Source organism: Sciscionella sediminilitoris, assembly GCF_000737195.2.
GTDB lineage: Bacteria > Actinomycetota > Actinomycetes > Mycobacteriales > Pseudonocardiaceae > Sciscionella > Sciscionella sediminilitoris.
In genome coordinates this window covers 14,312-28,536 of record NZ_JALM01000088.1, presented here as the reverse complement: position 1 = coordinate 28,536, position 14,225 = coordinate 14,312, and the positions used below count along the sequence as shown (strand labels likewise).

Below are 14,225 nucleotides of genomic sequence, written 5' to 3'. Positions count from 1 at the left end.
GATCTTGCACTACCGAGCCATGCGACACCGTTCGCCGCAACACACGGCCAATCGATGCTCGTTGCGTGTAGTTACCGGACCCGTAAAGCCTCAAAATCCGGCCTCAAACCCTATAGCCACAACCGCACGCAACGCCGCCCAACGGCACCGCCACCACACCACTCACCGTCCCCGGCACCCTGGCCCCGCAGCGGCCATGCGCGCACGTCACAGCCGATCCCAGAGAAACCCGTGCACCCCGCCAGAATCACCCGACTGGAGCACCCAATTCTGCTCCAGGTTCGTGACCCCATTTGACCCCCTCATGATCAACTGCTCCACATTTGCTCCAGTTGAACATTGAACAGTTCACAAGGGACAGTCCGTCACCTGTGACAAAACACGAAAAAACCGCAGGCCATACGGCCTGCGGTGGGTGACGAAACGGAGTGGAGCTGACGGGGTTCGAACCCGTGACCCCCACACTGCCAGTGTGGTGCGCTACCAGCTGCGCTACAGCCCCGTGTCTCGTCCGGGCTTCCCGAACGCGACGTGAACAGCATACCTACCCCGCGCGCGGCGCCGCGCGCGGGGGTCGGTGCTCAGCCCTTGGCCTTGTTGATCAGGTCCGTAAGCCAGTTCCTGTTGGAGGTGACGTCGACGTTCTTGCCGTCGTGCAGGATGGTGGGCGTGGCGAGTTTGCCGGTGGCTTTCTGCATGTCCTGACCGGCGCTCTGCAGGCTCTTGTTCATGAGGTCCTTGTACTTGCCGCCGCGCACGTCCTGCTCGAAGCTGCCGCCGACGCCGAGGCGTTTGCCGAGGGAGATGAGCTGGTCGTCGTTGTAACCGGCGGTCTGTTCCTGGGCCTGGGTGTTGTACAGGCTGCGCTCGTAGGAGGCGAACTTGTCCGGGGAGTTGACGGCGACGGAGTACAGCGCGGCCGAGGAGCGCTCGGAGTACCCGGGCGGGCTGGAGTTCTCGTTGAGGAACGGCAGCACGTGGTATTTGACCTGGATGTCGCCGGATTCGAGTTTCTTTTCGACTTCCTCGCCGTACAGCTTGTTGAACTGGCCGCAGGCGGGGCAGAGCAGGTCTTCGTAGAAGTCGAGCTTGACCTTGGCGTCCGCTTTGCCCGCGGTGATCGTGCCGTCCGGGTTGGGCTTGACCTCGTAGTTCGACTTGACGTCCGCGGTCGGGATGATGTCGTTGGCCTCGGCCTGCTTGCTGCTGTTGGTCAGCAGCACACCCCCGATGATGGCACCAGCGATGACGACCACGGCGACGATGGAGACGATCCATTTCCCGCGCCCGGAGCTCGCCCCCCGCGCGGACGCGATGGCCTTGCTCGCCTGGTTGGCGTTCCGTTGATTCTTTTTGCGCTGGTTGCGCTGTGCGCCGCCCACTTCGTAGTCCTTTCGGCATCGGCGGGCGTACGACCCACCGGAACAGGCAATACCGCTGTAAGTACGCAAGGGTACCGATGCGGTGTAAAGCCGAGCTCAGCGCCCGTGCACGGACCGTGTGAGGACGGCCACGACCCCCTGCAGGCGCTCGGCGAGTTCGGGCGGCCCCTGGATCTCCATGGGCACCGCGAGCCGGGCGATGGACAGGACTTCACCGAGGATCGCGTCGAGCTCGACGGCGCCGAACCGCACCCGGCAGCGCTGCTCGCCGAGCTCGGTGACCCGCCAGGGTTGCGGGGCCACCAGACAGCCGGCCACCCGCTCGGCATCCGCATCGACCACGGCCTGCGCGGTGTACGGATACGGGGTGTCGCGCAGCGCCGTGCGCAGGTATTCCTCGGGGGTGACCGGCAGCGTCCGCGGCGTGAACCGGCGCCCGTTGGGTAAGGGCTCGCGGATCCGGTCGACCCGGAACACCCGCCAGTCGGCACGGTCCTCGTCGTGCCCGATGAGGTACCAGAGCCCGTATCCGGCGATCAGGTGGTGCGGCGCGACGGTGCGCTGCCGCCGAGTTCCGTCCATCCTGGTGTAACCGAACTCCAGGATTTCGTGATCCCGGCAGGCCGCCGCGAGCGCGCCGAGCACGACCGGGTCGACCGATTCGCGCTGACCGCCGGGCAGGGTGACGGTGTTCGCCGCGAGTCCGCTCACATTCGGCTGTAACCGTTTCGGCAGGACCTGTTCGAGTTTCGCGAGAGCACGGGTGGCTGGTTCACCGACCCGGCCGGCGGTCAGCAGCGCGGCCGCGACCGCGACGGCCTCGGTGTCCTCGAGCTGCAATGGGGGCAGGCGGTTCCCCGCGCCGAGCCGGTAGCCGCCCGCGGTCCCGGTGAGGCTGTCGATGACGTAACCGAGTTCGCGCAGGCAGTCGATGTCCCGGCGCACGGTGCGTTCGGTGACCCCGAGCCGTGCGGCGAGTTCGGCCCCGGACCACACGCGCCGAGCCTGGAGCAGGGACAGCACCCGGAACAGCCGAGCGGACGGATAGGTGCCCATACCCCCAGGATAGGCACCCTTGCGGTCAGGATGCGTCCGCTGCGGCCTTCAGCCGGCTTTCCTGGCGCCGGGCATAACGCAGGGTCCAGGCGAGCAGGCCGATCAGCATCGCGGGCATGAGCAACCCGGCGATGGTCGCGGCGAGGTCGATCTGCAGGCCGTAGACGATCGGAATGCGAATCAGGGATTCGACAAGGAACGCGATCCCCCAGATGACGGTCACGAATCGGAACAGCCGCCGGAATCCCGCCGATTCCCGCCATTTCCGTTCCCATTCCGCGCCTTCCATGCCACCGGCGGCGTTGAACCGTTTCGAGGCGTGGAACATGAACGGTTTCCCGACAAAACAGCTCCCGAACATGACGAGGGCGAAAATCGCGGTCGTGAACGAGTCCTTCAGCAACAGGAATCGATCGCTTCCGGTGACGAACGCCAAACTCATGCCGATGAGGAATCCCAGACACATGAAGGCTGCGAACCCTTCGAACCGGCGCGCCCGCACCAGTCCGTACACCAGGCGCAGCCCGGCGACGACCGCGGCGGTCAAGAGGGCGTAGTACGCCTCGAAACCGGCGAGCCGCATGCCGAAATAGGCGATCAGACCCAATCCGGCGTCGAGAAAAAGACCCCAGAGAATGGTGAAGATCCGGGGAACCGAACTCTGTTGTGCCATGGCGCTCGTCATTTTTCTCGGTCCTCGATCCAGGAACCGTGGAATCCGGCGGGAACCCGCCTCGGCAAGCGCACCCTGGCCACCGGCCCGTTCGCCGGATCGCTCGCATCGAGCACCAGCAGCGCCGAGGCCGAGCCGTCCGCGGGAGTGGTGATCGTGAGCAGCCAGCCCTCATCCTCCGCGCGCGCCCCGGCGGCGGGCACGAACACCGGCTCGCCGAAATGATCCCCGGGCTCACCGCGATATTCACGGATCTCACCGGTGCGGTTGTCGTGTTTGGCGACCCCGGAACCGGCGACCAGGTAGAGGTATCGGCTCGCGCGCCCGATGAGCGCATCGTGCAGTGTCGGGAATTCCACGGCGCGATCGTCGAGCTGCTGCTCCTGAACCGTGCCGGTGCGCGGATCGATCCGCCACCGGTGCAGCCTCGCCTTGCCCGACTCGGTGGCCTTACGGCCGCGCATGGTGGGCCCGTGCCACACCGTCACGATGTCCTCCGGCCGGTACCGCACCGCATCGAGCACGATCACCCCCGATGAGTCCTCGCTGGCGTTCCCGACATGGAACACGTAGCAGGGCTCGATGTCCACCCAGCGCACCGGGCCGCCGTTGCGGGCCATCACCCCGATCCGCGCACCGTAGTGATCGTCCCAGCCGAACGGCATGCCGTGGCGTTGCCGATCGAACACCATCGGCAGGTCCAGCCACAGCACATGGTTCTCGGTGATCGCGAAATCGTGCATCATCGTCGGCCCAGGAACCTCGATCGGCTCACTGTGCACGAGCGCGCCATTCGCATCGGCGATGTGGAAGGTCAGGTACGGCGAATGCGCGGAGTATCCATAGAACAGCAGTTCACCGGTGACCGGATCCTCCTTGGGGTGCGCGGTCATCGCGGTGTGCAGCCGGCCCCCGAAGTCGTACGCGCCGACCGTGTCCAGCTGATCGGTCACCTGATACGGCAAACCGCCCTCGCACAACGCGAGAAGGGCGCCGCCGTGCTCGATGACGTGGGTGTTCGCCACGTTCACCCGCAGATCGCGCACGCCGTCGCGCCACGCGGGCTGCCCGGCGAGCCGGTCGGTGCGCACCCAGCGGTTGCGGTACCACTCGGCGCGGCCCGCGCGCAGCCGTACCCCGTGCAGCATGCCGTGCCCGGTGAACCAGTGCCCCGGATCCTCACCGAGCAACGGGTTCGGGCCATTGCGCAGATACCGGCCGCACAGTTCGGGTGGCAGGGCTCCGGCCACCTCCAGCTCGAAAGCCTCGATCTCGTCGGGCACCGGAGCAAGGTGTCCGACGGCCTCCAGTGATTCAGTCATAGGTAGAAGATGACATGTCGAAATTTACATGTCAACACCAACAGGTAGGCTTCCGTTATGTCACTGAGGTACGCACTGCTGGGCCTGTTGCACGACGGACCCGCGAGCGGCTATGACCTGACGCAGCGGTTCGCCGCGGGCATCGGGCAGTACGCGTGGAGCGCCAAGCACAGTCAGATCTATCCCGAACTGCGCAAACTCGAAGAGGCCGGGCTGACCGAGGTGGTCGAGGAGGGCGCACGCGGGCGACGGGTCTACGGCATGACCGAGGCCGGGCTCGCGGAGCTGCGCACCTGGCTGTACTCCGAGCCGCGCAACGGAGCGGTCCGCAACGAGTTCCTGCTCCGCATGTTCATGCTCTCCGCTCTGGAGCCGGAGCAGCGGCTCGAACTACTGCGCGATCTGCAGAAGTGGGCCACCGAGCAGCACTCGGCGGTCAGCGCGATCTTCGAACACCTCGAAACCGGCGAACGGCCGCTGCCCTCGGGTGCCTACGCGGCCAAGTTCGGCATGCTGACCCTCGCCTCGATCCAGGAATGGACCCGGTGGGCGATCGCCGAGCAGGAAAAGAGCTAGGTCGGCGTATTGTCGCCGAAGAGCAGGTCGAGCATTTTCCGTTGCTGGACGAGCTTCATGTCCTGGGTGGCCGGTTCGCAGGAGGGCGCGACCACCATCGCCTTGGACAGTTGCGGGGTCTTGCGCGCCCGGTCGAGCAGATCGTTGAACCGTTCCGGCGCGATCGGGCCACCGGTGAGCTTGTCGATGCGAGCGTCGAAGGCGGGATCGTCGGGATCGAGCCCGGCGACCCCTTTGCCGCCATCGGCCGCGGCGAGCTGCGCCGTGCCGAAGAACCGGCGCAGCTCCTGATCGGTCGCGGCAACCGGATCGCTGACCTTCCCCAGTTTGTCCATTGCGGACAGTGTTTCGTGCACGGTGCGCCCGAGGGTGGCGAAGTAGCGGGTGTACCAGGCCTTGAGCGAGTCGTCCTTGCCGTGACCGGGCATGGAGCGGTACGCGGCGGCGGGCGCGGCGAGCCCACGGCACACCGTGTCCGCGTAGCGGTTCAGATTCGCTTGATGGGCACGTGAATCCGTCTGGGTGACGGTGACGAGCACGACGATGCCGAGCGCGAGCGCCACGACACAGATCAGGGCCGTCGCCACTCGCGAAAACTTCATCGCACCATGGTGTCACAACGAAAGCAGCCCGTCCCCCAATGGCGGGAACGGGCTGCTTCGTTCGTGTTCAGACCGAGGCCTGGCTCGGCGCCGGTTCGGACTCCTCCGCGATCGCGGTGCCGCGCCGCTTGGACACGACCACCGCGGTGACGATGATCGCGACCGCGACGAGCGCGATGACGATCCGCACCGTGGTGTAACCGGTCCCGCCGGCGAAGAACGTGACCACCGCGGGGGCGATCAGCAGCGAGACCAGGTTCATCACCTTGATCAGCGGGTTGATCGAGGGACCGGCGGTGTCCTTGAACGGGTCGCCGACGGTGTCCCCGATGATGGTCGCCTCGTGCGCCTCGGATCCCTTGCCACCGTGGTGCCCGTCCTCGACGAGTTTCTTCGCGTTGTCCCAGGCGCCGCCGGAGTTCGCGAGGAAGATCGCCATCAGGGTCCCGGTGGCGATCGCCCCGCCGAGATACCCGGCCAGGGCTCCGGTGCCGAGACCGAACCCGACCGCGATCGGCGCGAAGATCGCGAGCAGGCCGGGGGTGGCCAGCTCACGCAGCGAGTCCTTGGTGACGATGTCGACCACCTTGCCGTACTCGGGCTTGGCGGTGCCCTCCATGATCCCAGCTATTTCCCGGAACTGGCGGCGTACCTCGAACACCACGGCACCCGCGGCCCGGGAGACGGCGTTGATCGCCAGCCCGGAGAACAGGAACACCACCGCGGCCCCGATGACCACGCCGACGAGGGTCTGCGGCGCGGCGATACTCGCGATCAGGGTGCCGCCCGCCTCGCGGATCGCCTCGGAATACGAGCCGAACAGCGCGGTCGCGGCGAGCACGGCGGTCGCGATGGCGATGCCCTTGGTGATCGCCTTGGTGGTGTTGCCGACCGCGTCCAGATCGGTGAGGATCTGCGCGCCCTCGTCCTCCACATCCCCGGACATCTCGGCGATGCCCTGGGCGTTGTCCGAGACGGGCCCGAAGGTGTCCATCGCCACGATCACCCCGACCGTGGTCAGCAGCCCGGTCCCGGCCATGGCCACCGCGAACAGCGCGATCGCGCCACCGAGCAGGTAGGCGCCGAACACCGCCGCACCGACCACGATCGCGGTGTACACGGCCGATTCGAAACCGACCGAGATCCCGGAGAGGATGACCGTCGCCGGACCGGTGAGCGAGGACTTGCCCACGCTCTTGACCGGGTTGTCCTCGGTCCCGGTGAAGTAACCGGTCAGTTTGAGGATGACGGCCGCGAGCGCGATCCCGATGATCACCGAGATGGTGGCGATCAGTGCCGGGTTGCCGCCGACTCCGCGCACCCCTCCGGTGAGATCACCGAAGCTGGTGGGCAGATAGACGAAGGCGGCGACCGTGCACAGCACCGCCGAGACCACCGCGGAGATGTAGAAGGCGCGGTTGATCGCGGTCAGCCCGCTCTCCCCGCTGCGCGCCCGGGTGATGAACACCCCGAGCATCGCGGTCAGCACCCCGATCGCGGGCACGATCAGCGGGAACAGCAGTCCCTGAGTGCCGAACGCACTCGCGCCGAGGATCAGCGCGGCCACCAGGGTGACCGCGTAGGACTCGAAGAGATCGGCGGCCATACCCGCGCAGTCGCCGACATTGTCGCCGACGTTGTCCGCGATGGTGGCCGCGTTGCGGGGATCGTCCTCCGGAATGCCCTGCTCGACCTTGCCGACCAGGTCCGCGCCGACGTCCGCGGCCTTGGTGAAGATGCCGCCGCCGACACGCATGAACATGGCCAGCATCGCGGCGCCGAACCCGAAGCCCTCGAGGACCTTCGGGGCACCACCGACGTAGACGAGCACCACGACCGCCGCACCGAGCAGACCGAGACCGACCGTCATCAGGCCGACAACGCCACCGGTGCGGAAACCGAGCCGCATCGCCTTTTCCTTGCCACCGGATTCCCGCGCGGCCGCGGCGACCCGGAGATTCGCGCGGGTGGAAAGCCACATGCCGAGATAGCCGATACACGCGGAGAACACCGCGCCGACGATGAAGAAAAGCGAACGCCCTATTCGTTCGCCCCAATCGGCGGCGGGGAGCGCGAACAACAGTACGAAGATGATCACCGCGAAAATGCCGAGGGTGCGAAATTGCCTGTTCAGGAACGCGGATGCGCCTTCCTGGACGGCTCTCCCGATCTCCTGCATCTTCGTCGTGCCCGCTCCGGCGCCCATGACCTGCCGTAGGAGTACGTACCCGACACCGAGCGCGGCCAGTGCGATGACGCCGACCACGATCACAATGAGGCGGTCGCCGCCGGTGAAGGATAATTCGCCGCTCGCCGCAAGGAACTCGGTCATAAGCCCTCCGATCTCATCGGTAGCTAGCTTTGATGGGCGCGCAGTCTAGCGAGAGATATCCGTCACTGTCGCCCCTGTCTTGACCACGGCACTGAGCGTAACTTTCCCGCATCTGAAGTGCCCATCTCGTTACCGACGTGTTGTATGCGGAAAGTGCACAGAGTGCTCATCGAATGCTCTGTCAGAGGGGCGCGCGATACTGGACGGGTGAGCGAGCTTGCGAGCGAACCATCGAAACAGCGTGGCCGCGAAGCGCCGAGCTCCCCCGGGGAGCCAGGCGCATGAGCGAGCACGACGGGCAACGGTTACTGAAGAGAATTCTCGCAGGACTCGACGAATCGGCCGGACCGCTCACCCATGTCGAGCTGACCCCCGCACGTCCCGAGCACCATGCCGAGTGGCCGTCCTTCGCCACGAGGGAAGTGGTCGATGCCTTGCGCGACAGCGGAATGCCCGCGCCGTGGACCCATCAGGCGCAGGCCGCGGAACTCGCCTGGTCCGGGCGGCACGTCGTGGTCTCGACCGGTACCGCCTCCGGGAAATCGGCCTGCTATCTGCTCCCGGTGCTGACCGCGCTCACCTCCGGAAAGCGGGACACCGCGCTGTATCTCGCGCCGACCAAGGCACTGGGTGCCGATCAGGTGCGTTCGGTCGGTGAGCTCGGCCTGTCCGCGGTGCGCGCGGCAACCGTGGACGGTGACACCCCTCTGGGGGAGCGCGACTGGGCGGCCGCACACGCGAACTGGTTGTTCACCAATCCGGACATGCTGCATTTCTCCCTGCTGCCGCGGCACGAACGCTGGGCGCGGTTCTTCCGGAACCTGCGCTTCGTGGTGATCGACGAATGCCACGCCTACCGCGGACTCTTCGGCTCGCACGTCGCGCTGCTGATCCGGCGGCTGCGCAGGATCGCCGCCCGCTACGGCGCGGACCCGGTCTTCCTGCTCGCCTCGGCCACGGCCGCCGAGCCGGGGCATTCGGCCTCCGCGCTCACCGGGCTCGAGGTCACCGAGGTCACCGAGGACGGCTCGCCACGCGGGGCGCGCACGGTCGCGCTGTGGGAACCGCCGCTGGAATCCGAGACCGGTGAACACGGTGCCCCGGTACGCAGGCAGGCGGGCGCCGAGGCCGCGCGGGTGCTCGCGGACCTGGTCATCGAGGGGGCACGCACCCTGGCCTTCGTGCGCTCCCGGCACGGGGCCGAGCTCACCGCGCTCGGGGCGAAACGGATCCTCGGGGAGATCGACAACCGGCTGGCGGGCAAGATCGCCGCCTATCGCGGTGGATACCTCGCCGAGGACCGCAGGGGACTCGAATCCGCGCTCGACTCGGGTTCGCTGCTCGGGGTGGCCACCACCAACGCGCTCGAACTCGGAATCGACATCACCGGGCTGGACGCGGTACTCGTCGCGGGGTACCCCGGAACGCTGGCCTCCTTCTGGCAGCAGGCGGGGCGGGCCGGGCGCGCGGGCGAGGACGAACCGCTCGTCGTGTTCATCGCGCGCGACGATCCACTCGACACCTACCTCGTGCACCATCCGGAGGCGATCTTCGACCGGCCGGTGGAGAGCACCGTGCTCGATCCGGCCAATCCCTATGTACTGGGCCCGCATCTCGCCTGTGCGACCGCCGAACTGCCACTCACCCGCGCGGGGCTCGCCGAGTTCGGCGGGGCCGAGACGGCCGAGCCGCTGCTGACCGAGCTCACCGAGCAGAAGCTGGTGCGCGCCCGCCCGCACGGATGGTTCTGGTCCAGCAGGGACCGCCCGCACGGAACGGTCGACCTGCGCGGTTCGGGTGGTGGCCAGATCGCGGTCGTGGAGGGCGACACCGGGCGGTTGCTGGGCACCGTGGACGCGGGTTCGGCGCCGAGCAGCGTGCACGAGGGCGCGGTGCACCTGCATCAGGGCGAGTCGTTCGTGGTCGATTCGCTCGATCTGGACGAGGGGATCGCGCTCGTGCACGCCGAGCGCCCGGACTGGATCACCACGCCGCGCGAGGTGGTCGACATCCGGGTGCTCGAGACCCTGACCCGCCAGGAGCACGGCGATGGGGTGACCAGCTGCCTCGGTTCGGTCGAGGTCACCTCGCAGGTCATCGGGTATCTGCGCAAGCTGCCCTCGGGGCAGGTTCTCGATCAGGTTCCGCTCGATCTTCCCGAGCAGGTGCTGCGCACTCGCGCGGTCTGGTACACCGTCGGCGAGGATCTGTTGCGCAACAACGCACCGGGGGGTGCTGGGCTGGATCCAGCACGCATCCCCGGTGCGCTGCATGCCGCCGAACACGCGGCGATCGGCTTGCTTCCGCTCTTCGCGACCTGCGACCGTTGGGACATCGGCGGGGTGTCCACCGCGCTGCATGCGGACACCGGGGAGGCAACGGTGTTCGTGCACGATGGTCACCCTGGGGGCGCTGGGTTCGCCGACCGCGGCTTCGCCGCGTTGGTCCCTTGGCTGGCCACGACTCGGAAGGCGATCTCAGCCTGCGAGTGTCCGGCCGGGTGCCCGTCCTGTGTGCAGTCACCGAAATGCGGGAACGGCAACGAACCACTGGACAAGCAGGGTGCGATGGCCGTGTTGAGCGCGGTGCTTCCCGTATTACGGAGCGGTGTTACCTGACAGCGGTCCTGCTGGATGGTGCGATCCAGTCAACGCCCTCGGGGGTGGGTACGGGGTACCCGAGCGTTTTCGGCTCACTGCGCGGGCCGAGAATCCAGACGCCCAACACGGCCAAGTATTCAGTTGTGCTGTGGTGCTCGGTCGACCAGCAGGGGAGCGCTAGGCCGAGAGGCGCTGCGTCGCGAGCACCCGGTCGTCGTTGTCCACGTCGACCTGGCTGAGCACCTGCGAGATGGCGTCCTGGACGAAACCGGCCTCCGCGAGCTGCCAGCCACAGGTCTGCGGCTTGACCCTCCAGTGGACGATGCCGTGCTGGCAGGACGAGGGAGGAAGCGGAATCCAGTCGCCCGCACCGCGCACCTTGATCTCGGGGTGTGCGCGCAGTTCGGGGTTGATCCGGCGACCGGGGGTCGTCAGGAAGATCCAGCGGCCCTCCGGGGTCGCCGCGATCGGCGCGACCACGCCGACCGTGCGCAGCAACCCCGCGACTCGCATGCCGATCGCCGCCGGGACCTCGACCGCGTCGAGCACTGTTCCGGTGGCCACGAGCAGGCTGTACGGACGGCCGGTCCAGATGCTCGCCACTTCTTCCGGCTTTGCTGCAACTTGCAGTTTCCAGTCGGAGTCCACCGGCTCGGGGCCGTTCACCCGGTCGTGCTCGCCGTCGGTCCACGCCTCACCGGTCGGATAGGTGCCGGGCATGATCGGCCACCCGCGCCATGCGAGACCAACGGCCTCAGCACGCAACTCGATGCGGAAGGCGTCCCGCCAATTATCCGACCAGTCCATCGAAGTCTTCCTCCATTCCCTTCCGGGCTCGGTACGTCTCGGTGTGTCTCGCATTACCTCGGTGACTCACACCACTCAACGGCAAGTTGCAACTTCACCGAAACCCGGAGTCGATAACCGGTAGCCGAGGCACGACGAACGAGCCCCGATCAAGGCGACGCGCTGTACCCCTCCGGACCGATGGGCGTCTTCCAACGGCACCCGCTCACCGACCTGAAGGCCGTTCGTCGCATCTCATCGACCGCCCGCCCCTATCACCGCTCTGGTAGACAGGGCGCAGGTGTACCTCAAGGAGAGGAAGACAGGGATGAGCAAGGCGGCGAGCATCGGAGTGACCGGCCTCGCGGTGATGGGCCGGAACCTCGCACGCAACCTCGCGCGCACGGGACATACCGTCGCGCTGCACAACCGCTCGCCGGAACGGGTCCGCGACCTGGTCGACCAGTTCGGTCACGAGGGAGAGTTCGTCCCGACCGAGACGGCCAAGGAATTCGTCGCCGCGCTCGAACGGCCGCGCAAGATCGTGATCATGGTCAAGGCCGGTGCCGCGACCGACGCCGTCATCGAGGAGTTCGCCCCGCTGCTGGACTCCGGCGATGTCATCGTGGACGCGGGCAACGCGCACTTCGCCGACACCCGCCGCAGGGAGGCCGAGCTGCGGGAACGCGGCCTGCACTTCGTCGGGACCGGTGTTTCCGGCGGCGAGGAGGGCGCACTGCACGGCCCGAGCATCATGCCCGGCGGATCGGCCGAGTCGTACGCCTCGCTCGGTCCGCTGCTGGAAAGCATCTCCGCGCACGTCGACGGCGAGCCGTGCTGCTCCCACATCGGCGCGGACGGGGCAGGGCACTTCGTGAAGATGGTGCACAACGGCATCGAGTACGCCGATATGCAGCTCATCGCGGAGGCCTTCGACCTGCTGCGCGGTGCCCTGGGGTACTCCCCTGCCCAGATCGCCGAGGTGTTCCGCGGCTGGAACTCCGGGCGCCTCGATTCCTATCTGATCGAGATCACCGCCGAGGTGCTCGCCCACACGGACGCCGCGACCGGGGCACCGTTCGTCGACATCGTCGCCGACCAGGCCGAACAGAAGGGCACCGGCCGCTGGACCGTGCAGATCGGGCTCGACCTCGGGGTGCCGATCAGCGGGATCGCCGAGGCCGTCTTCGCCCGTTCGCTCTCCGGGCACGCCGACCTGCGTGCCGCCGCCGGTGATCTCGCCGGGCCGAAGGCCTCCCTGCTCAGCGGTGCCGAGGCGGAACGGTTCGCCGCCGATGTCGAGCAGGCCCTGTACGCCTCCAAGGTGGTGGCCTACGCGCAGGGGTTCAACCAGATCCAGGCCGGTGGCGCCGAGTACGGCTGGGATCTCGATCTGGGCGCCATCGCCTCGATCTGGCGCGGCGGCTGCATCATCCGGGCCAAGTTCCTCGATGACATCCGTTCCGCCTACGCCGCCGAACCGGGCCTGCCGACCCTGCTGACCAGTGGCACCTTCCGCAGCGCCGTCGAGGACGGGCAGGACGCCTGGCGTTCGGTGGTCTCCACCGCGACGCGGCTGGGCATCCCGGCTCCCGGGTTCTCCACCTCCCTCGCCTACTACGACGCGCTGCGTGCCAAGCGCCTGCCCGCGGCACTTGTCCAGGGGCAGCGGGACTTCTTCGGCGCGCACACCTACCGGCGCACCGACCGGCCGGGCTCCTTCCACACCGAGTGGGCCGCCGAAGGCCGTCCGGAACACCCGGCATAAGGAGCGTCACTACGGGGCACGGGGCGCCGCGGGACCGGCGCGCGCATGGGCCGAGGCGGCACCGAGTCTGCCGAGCGGGCCACTCGGGCGCACCGTGACCTCGATGAACGCGTCCCAGCCCCGGACCGTGCACCGCCCGAGGGTCGCGCGCATCCCGCGCGCGACCCATTCGGCGCGGGAACACGGATCCGGCGCACCGGCGTAGACCCCGGCCGCGACCGAGAGCGCGGCGAGGTCGGCGGCGCTCACCGCGCGATGCCTGGTCACGGTCGCCGCCGCGAGCCACACACCGGCCAGCACCGCGGCGAACACGACCGCGAGAGCACCGACCGTCCACAGGGTCGCCACCCCGCCGTCGCGCACCGGTTCATCCGCTCCTGGCGTTCGGTTCGCGGACCGCATATGCCACCCCCTCTTCGTGCACACCGGGCAGCAGCCCACCGACCGGTTCGGCGCGCACCCGCACGGTGAGTTCGTCACCGGAGGCCTCGACGTTCAGCCGCCCGCCCTTCGGGGCGATCCGGTGCACCGCCTGCTGTGCCCGTTCCGGCTCACCGCGAGCAAGGAGCCGGGCCGCCTCCCGCGCCGCGTCGACACAGCGGACCTGGTCGAGGACGGCGAGCACGGCGCCGATTCCGAACATCAGCACCGCGACGAAGGCCGCGAGCGCCATCGCCGTTTCCACGGTGACCATGCCCCGGTCCCCCGTTCCGGGTACCGCGGATCCGCGCCGAACGCTCACAACGACACCGACAACGCCCGCTGCACGAGCGAGGTCAGCGCGTCGAGCACGGAATCCCCGGTGACGATCGTGTACAGCACGGCGGCGAACGCGGCGGCGGCGATCGTGCCGATCGCGTACTCCGCGGTAGACATGCCCGCGTCGTCGAACCGTGGCTCGGTTTCGGCGGGCTCGGGTTCCGCTCCGGCGATGCGGAGCGCGAGCCAGCGCCGGAACCTGCGCCACCGGGCCATGAACCGGCCGGGCGGTGCTCCGGTGAGCTCGATGCCGGAGCGGATCGGGATCACCTCGGCGAGGCGATCGGCACTGGTTCCGGTGGGAAGCGATGGAGCCGACATGAGGGCACCGTCCTTTCTGTTCCTGTTCCTGTTCCTTGACCGTTCGAA

Annotated in this window: 13 protein-coding genes and 1 tRNA gene; 3 read left to right on the top strand and 11 right to left on the bottom strand. The window is 67.9% G+C overall.

Annotated elements, in window-relative coordinates; genetic code table 11:
- Nucleotides 1-429 precede the first annotated feature (429 nt).
- From AD72_RS28865 to AD72_RS28845, 5 genes are all read right to left on the bottom strand, one after another.
- Nucleotides 430-502: transfer RNA gene (locus AD72_RS28865), tRNA-Ala, on the bottom strand.
- Between the two features lie 79 nt (nt 503-581).
- On the bottom strand, nt 582-1,382 hold the full coding sequence (locus tag AD72_RS28860) for a DsbA family protein (protein WP_031469781.1): 801 nt from the start codon (nt 1,380-1,382) through the stop codon (nt 582-584).
- Between the two features lie 96 nt (nt 1,383-1,478).
- Nucleotides 1,479-2,438, bottom strand: coding sequence for a helix-turn-helix transcriptional regulator (locus AD72_RS28855; RefSeq protein ID WP_031469780.1), 960 nt, complete (start codon nt 2,436-2,438; stop codon nt 1,479-1,481).
- A 25-nt stretch (nt 2,439-2,463) separates the two neighbouring features.
- Entirely contained in the window at nt 2,464-3,111 is a 648-nt protein-coding gene (locus tag AD72_RS28850; protein WP_051899124.1) for a VC0807 family protein, read from the bottom strand.
- An 8-nt stretch (nt 3,112-3,119) separates the two neighbouring features.
- Nucleotides 3,120-4,433, bottom strand: coding sequence for a carotenoid oxygenase family protein (locus tag AD72_RS28845; protein ID WP_031469778.1), 1,314 nt, complete (start codon nt 4,431-4,433; stop codon nt 3,120-3,122).
- 57 nt (nt 4,434-4,490) lie between these two features.
- Here AD72_RS28845 and AD72_RS28840 point away from each other — a divergent pair, with 57 nt between their 5' ends.
- Nucleotides 4,491-5,009: a PadR family transcriptional regulator gene (locus tag AD72_RS28840; protein ID WP_031469777.1), complete on the top strand. Its 519-nt coding sequence runs from the start codon at nt 4,491-4,493 to the stop codon at nt 5,007-5,009.
- On the opposite strand, the gene AD72_RS28835 is transcribed toward AD72_RS28840, so the two are convergent.
- Together AD72_RS28835 and AD72_RS28830 are read right to left on the bottom strand one after the other, a co-directional pair.
- A complete protein-coding gene (locus AD72_RS28835) occupies nt 5,006-5,611 on the bottom strand; it encodes a hypothetical protein (protein WP_156365409.1) in 606 nt (201 codons plus the stop codon). The genes AD72_RS28840 and AD72_RS28835 overlap by 4 nt on opposite strands.
- 67 nt (nt 5,612-5,678) lie before the next feature.
- Nucleotides 5,679-7,943: a sodium-translocating pyrophosphatase gene (locus tag AD72_RS28830; protein WP_031469775.1), complete on the bottom strand. Its 2,265-nt coding sequence runs from the start codon at nt 7,941-7,943 to the stop codon at nt 5,679-5,681.
- Between the two features lie 281 nt (nt 7,944-8,224).
- On the opposite strand from AD72_RS28830, the gene AD72_RS28825 reads away from it, so the two are divergent.
- Nucleotides 8,225-10,561 carry a DEAD/DEAH box helicase gene (locus AD72_RS28825; RefSeq protein ID WP_031469774.1) on the top strand — a complete coding sequence of 779 codons (2,337 nt, stop codon included), beginning with the start codon at nt 8,225-8,227 and terminating at the stop codon, nt 10,559-10,561.
- Nucleotides 10,562-10,720: 159 nt separating this feature from the next.
- On the opposite strand, the gene AD72_RS28820 is transcribed toward AD72_RS28825, so the two are convergent.
- Entirely contained in the window at nt 10,721-11,350 is a 630-nt protein-coding gene (locus AD72_RS28820; RefSeq protein WP_031469773.1) for a bifunctional DNA primase/polymerase, read from the bottom strand.
- A gap of 307 nt (nt 11,351-11,657) precedes the next feature.
- Between AD72_RS28820 and gndA the strand changes: the two genes are divergently transcribed.
- Nucleotides 11,658-13,097: an NADP-dependent phosphogluconate dehydrogenase gene (gene gndA / locus AD72_RS28815; RefSeq protein ID WP_031469772.1), complete on the top strand. Its 1,440-nt coding sequence runs from the start codon at nt 11,658-11,660 to the stop codon at nt 13,095-13,097.
- A 9-nt stretch (nt 13,098-13,106) separates the two neighbouring features.
- On the opposite strand, the gene AD72_RS28810 is transcribed toward gndA, so the two are convergent.
- From AD72_RS28810 to AD72_RS38250, 3 genes are read right to left on the bottom strand one after another with little or no spacing between them, the layout of a single operon-like run.
- The gene (locus tag AD72_RS28810) at nt 13,107-13,460 is read right to left on the bottom strand and encodes an Rv3654c family TadE-like protein (RefSeq protein ID WP_197285106.1); all 354 of its coding nucleotides are present in this window, start codon (nt 13,458-13,460) and stop codon (nt 13,107-13,109) included.
- Between the two features lie 4 nt (nt 13,461-13,464).
- Complete coding sequence (locus AD72_RS28805) at nt 13,465-13,791, bottom strand: TadE family type IV pilus minor pilin (protein ID WP_031469770.1); 327 nt, start codon at nt 13,789-13,791, stop codon at nt 13,465-13,467.
- Nucleotides 13,792-13,835: 44 nt separating this feature from the next.
- Entirely contained in the window at nt 13,836-14,177 is a 342-nt protein-coding gene (locus tag AD72_RS38250; protein WP_425480788.1) for a DUF4244 domain-containing protein, read from the bottom strand.
- Nucleotides 14,178-14,225: the final 48 nt, after the last annotated feature.

Bases quoted from the DNA above. Each gene is read 5' to 3' on its own strand.
- AD72_RS28855 (WP_031469780.1), bottom strand. From the start codon at position 2,438: ATGGGCACCTATCCGTCCGCTCGGCTGTTCCGGGTGCTGTCCCTGCTC.
- AD72_RS28850 (WP_051899124.1), bottom strand. From the start codon at position 3,111: ATGGCACAACAGAGTTCGGTTCCCCGGATCTTCACCATTCTCTGGGGT.
- AD72_RS28845 (WP_031469778.1), bottom strand. From the start codon at position 4,433: ATGACTGAATCACTGGAGGCCGTCGGACACCTTGCTCCGGTGCCCGAC.
- AD72_RS28840 (WP_031469777.1), top strand. From the start codon at position 4,491: ATGTCACTGAGGTACGCACTGCTGGGCCTGTTGCACGACGGACCCGCG.
- AD72_RS28835 (WP_156365409.1), bottom strand. From the start codon at position 5,611: ATGAAGTTTTCGCGAGTGGCGACGGCCCTGATCTGTGTCGTGGCGCTC.
- AD72_RS28830 (WP_031469775.1), bottom strand. From the start codon at position 7,943: ATGACCGAGTTCCTTGCGGCGAGCGGCGAATTATCCTTCACCGGCGGC.
- AD72_RS28825 (WP_031469774.1), top strand. From the start codon at position 8,225: ATGAGCGAGCACGACGGGCAACGGTTACTGAAGAGAATTCTCGCAGGA.
- AD72_RS28820 (WP_031469773.1), bottom strand. From the start codon at position 11,350: ATGGACTGGTCGGATAATTGGCGGGACGCCTTCCGCATCGAGTTGCGT.
- gndA (WP_031469772.1), top strand. From the start codon at position 11,658: ATGAGCAAGGCGGCGAGCATCGGAGTGACCGGCCTCGCGGTGATGGGC.
- AD72_RS28805 (WP_031469770.1), bottom strand. From the start codon at position 13,791: ATGGTCACCGTGGAAACGGCGATGGCGCTCGCGGCCTTCGTCGCGGTG.
- AD72_RS38250 (WP_425480788.1), bottom strand. From the start codon at position 14,177: ATGTCGGCTCCATCGCTTCCCACCGGAACCAGTGCCGATCGCCTCGCC.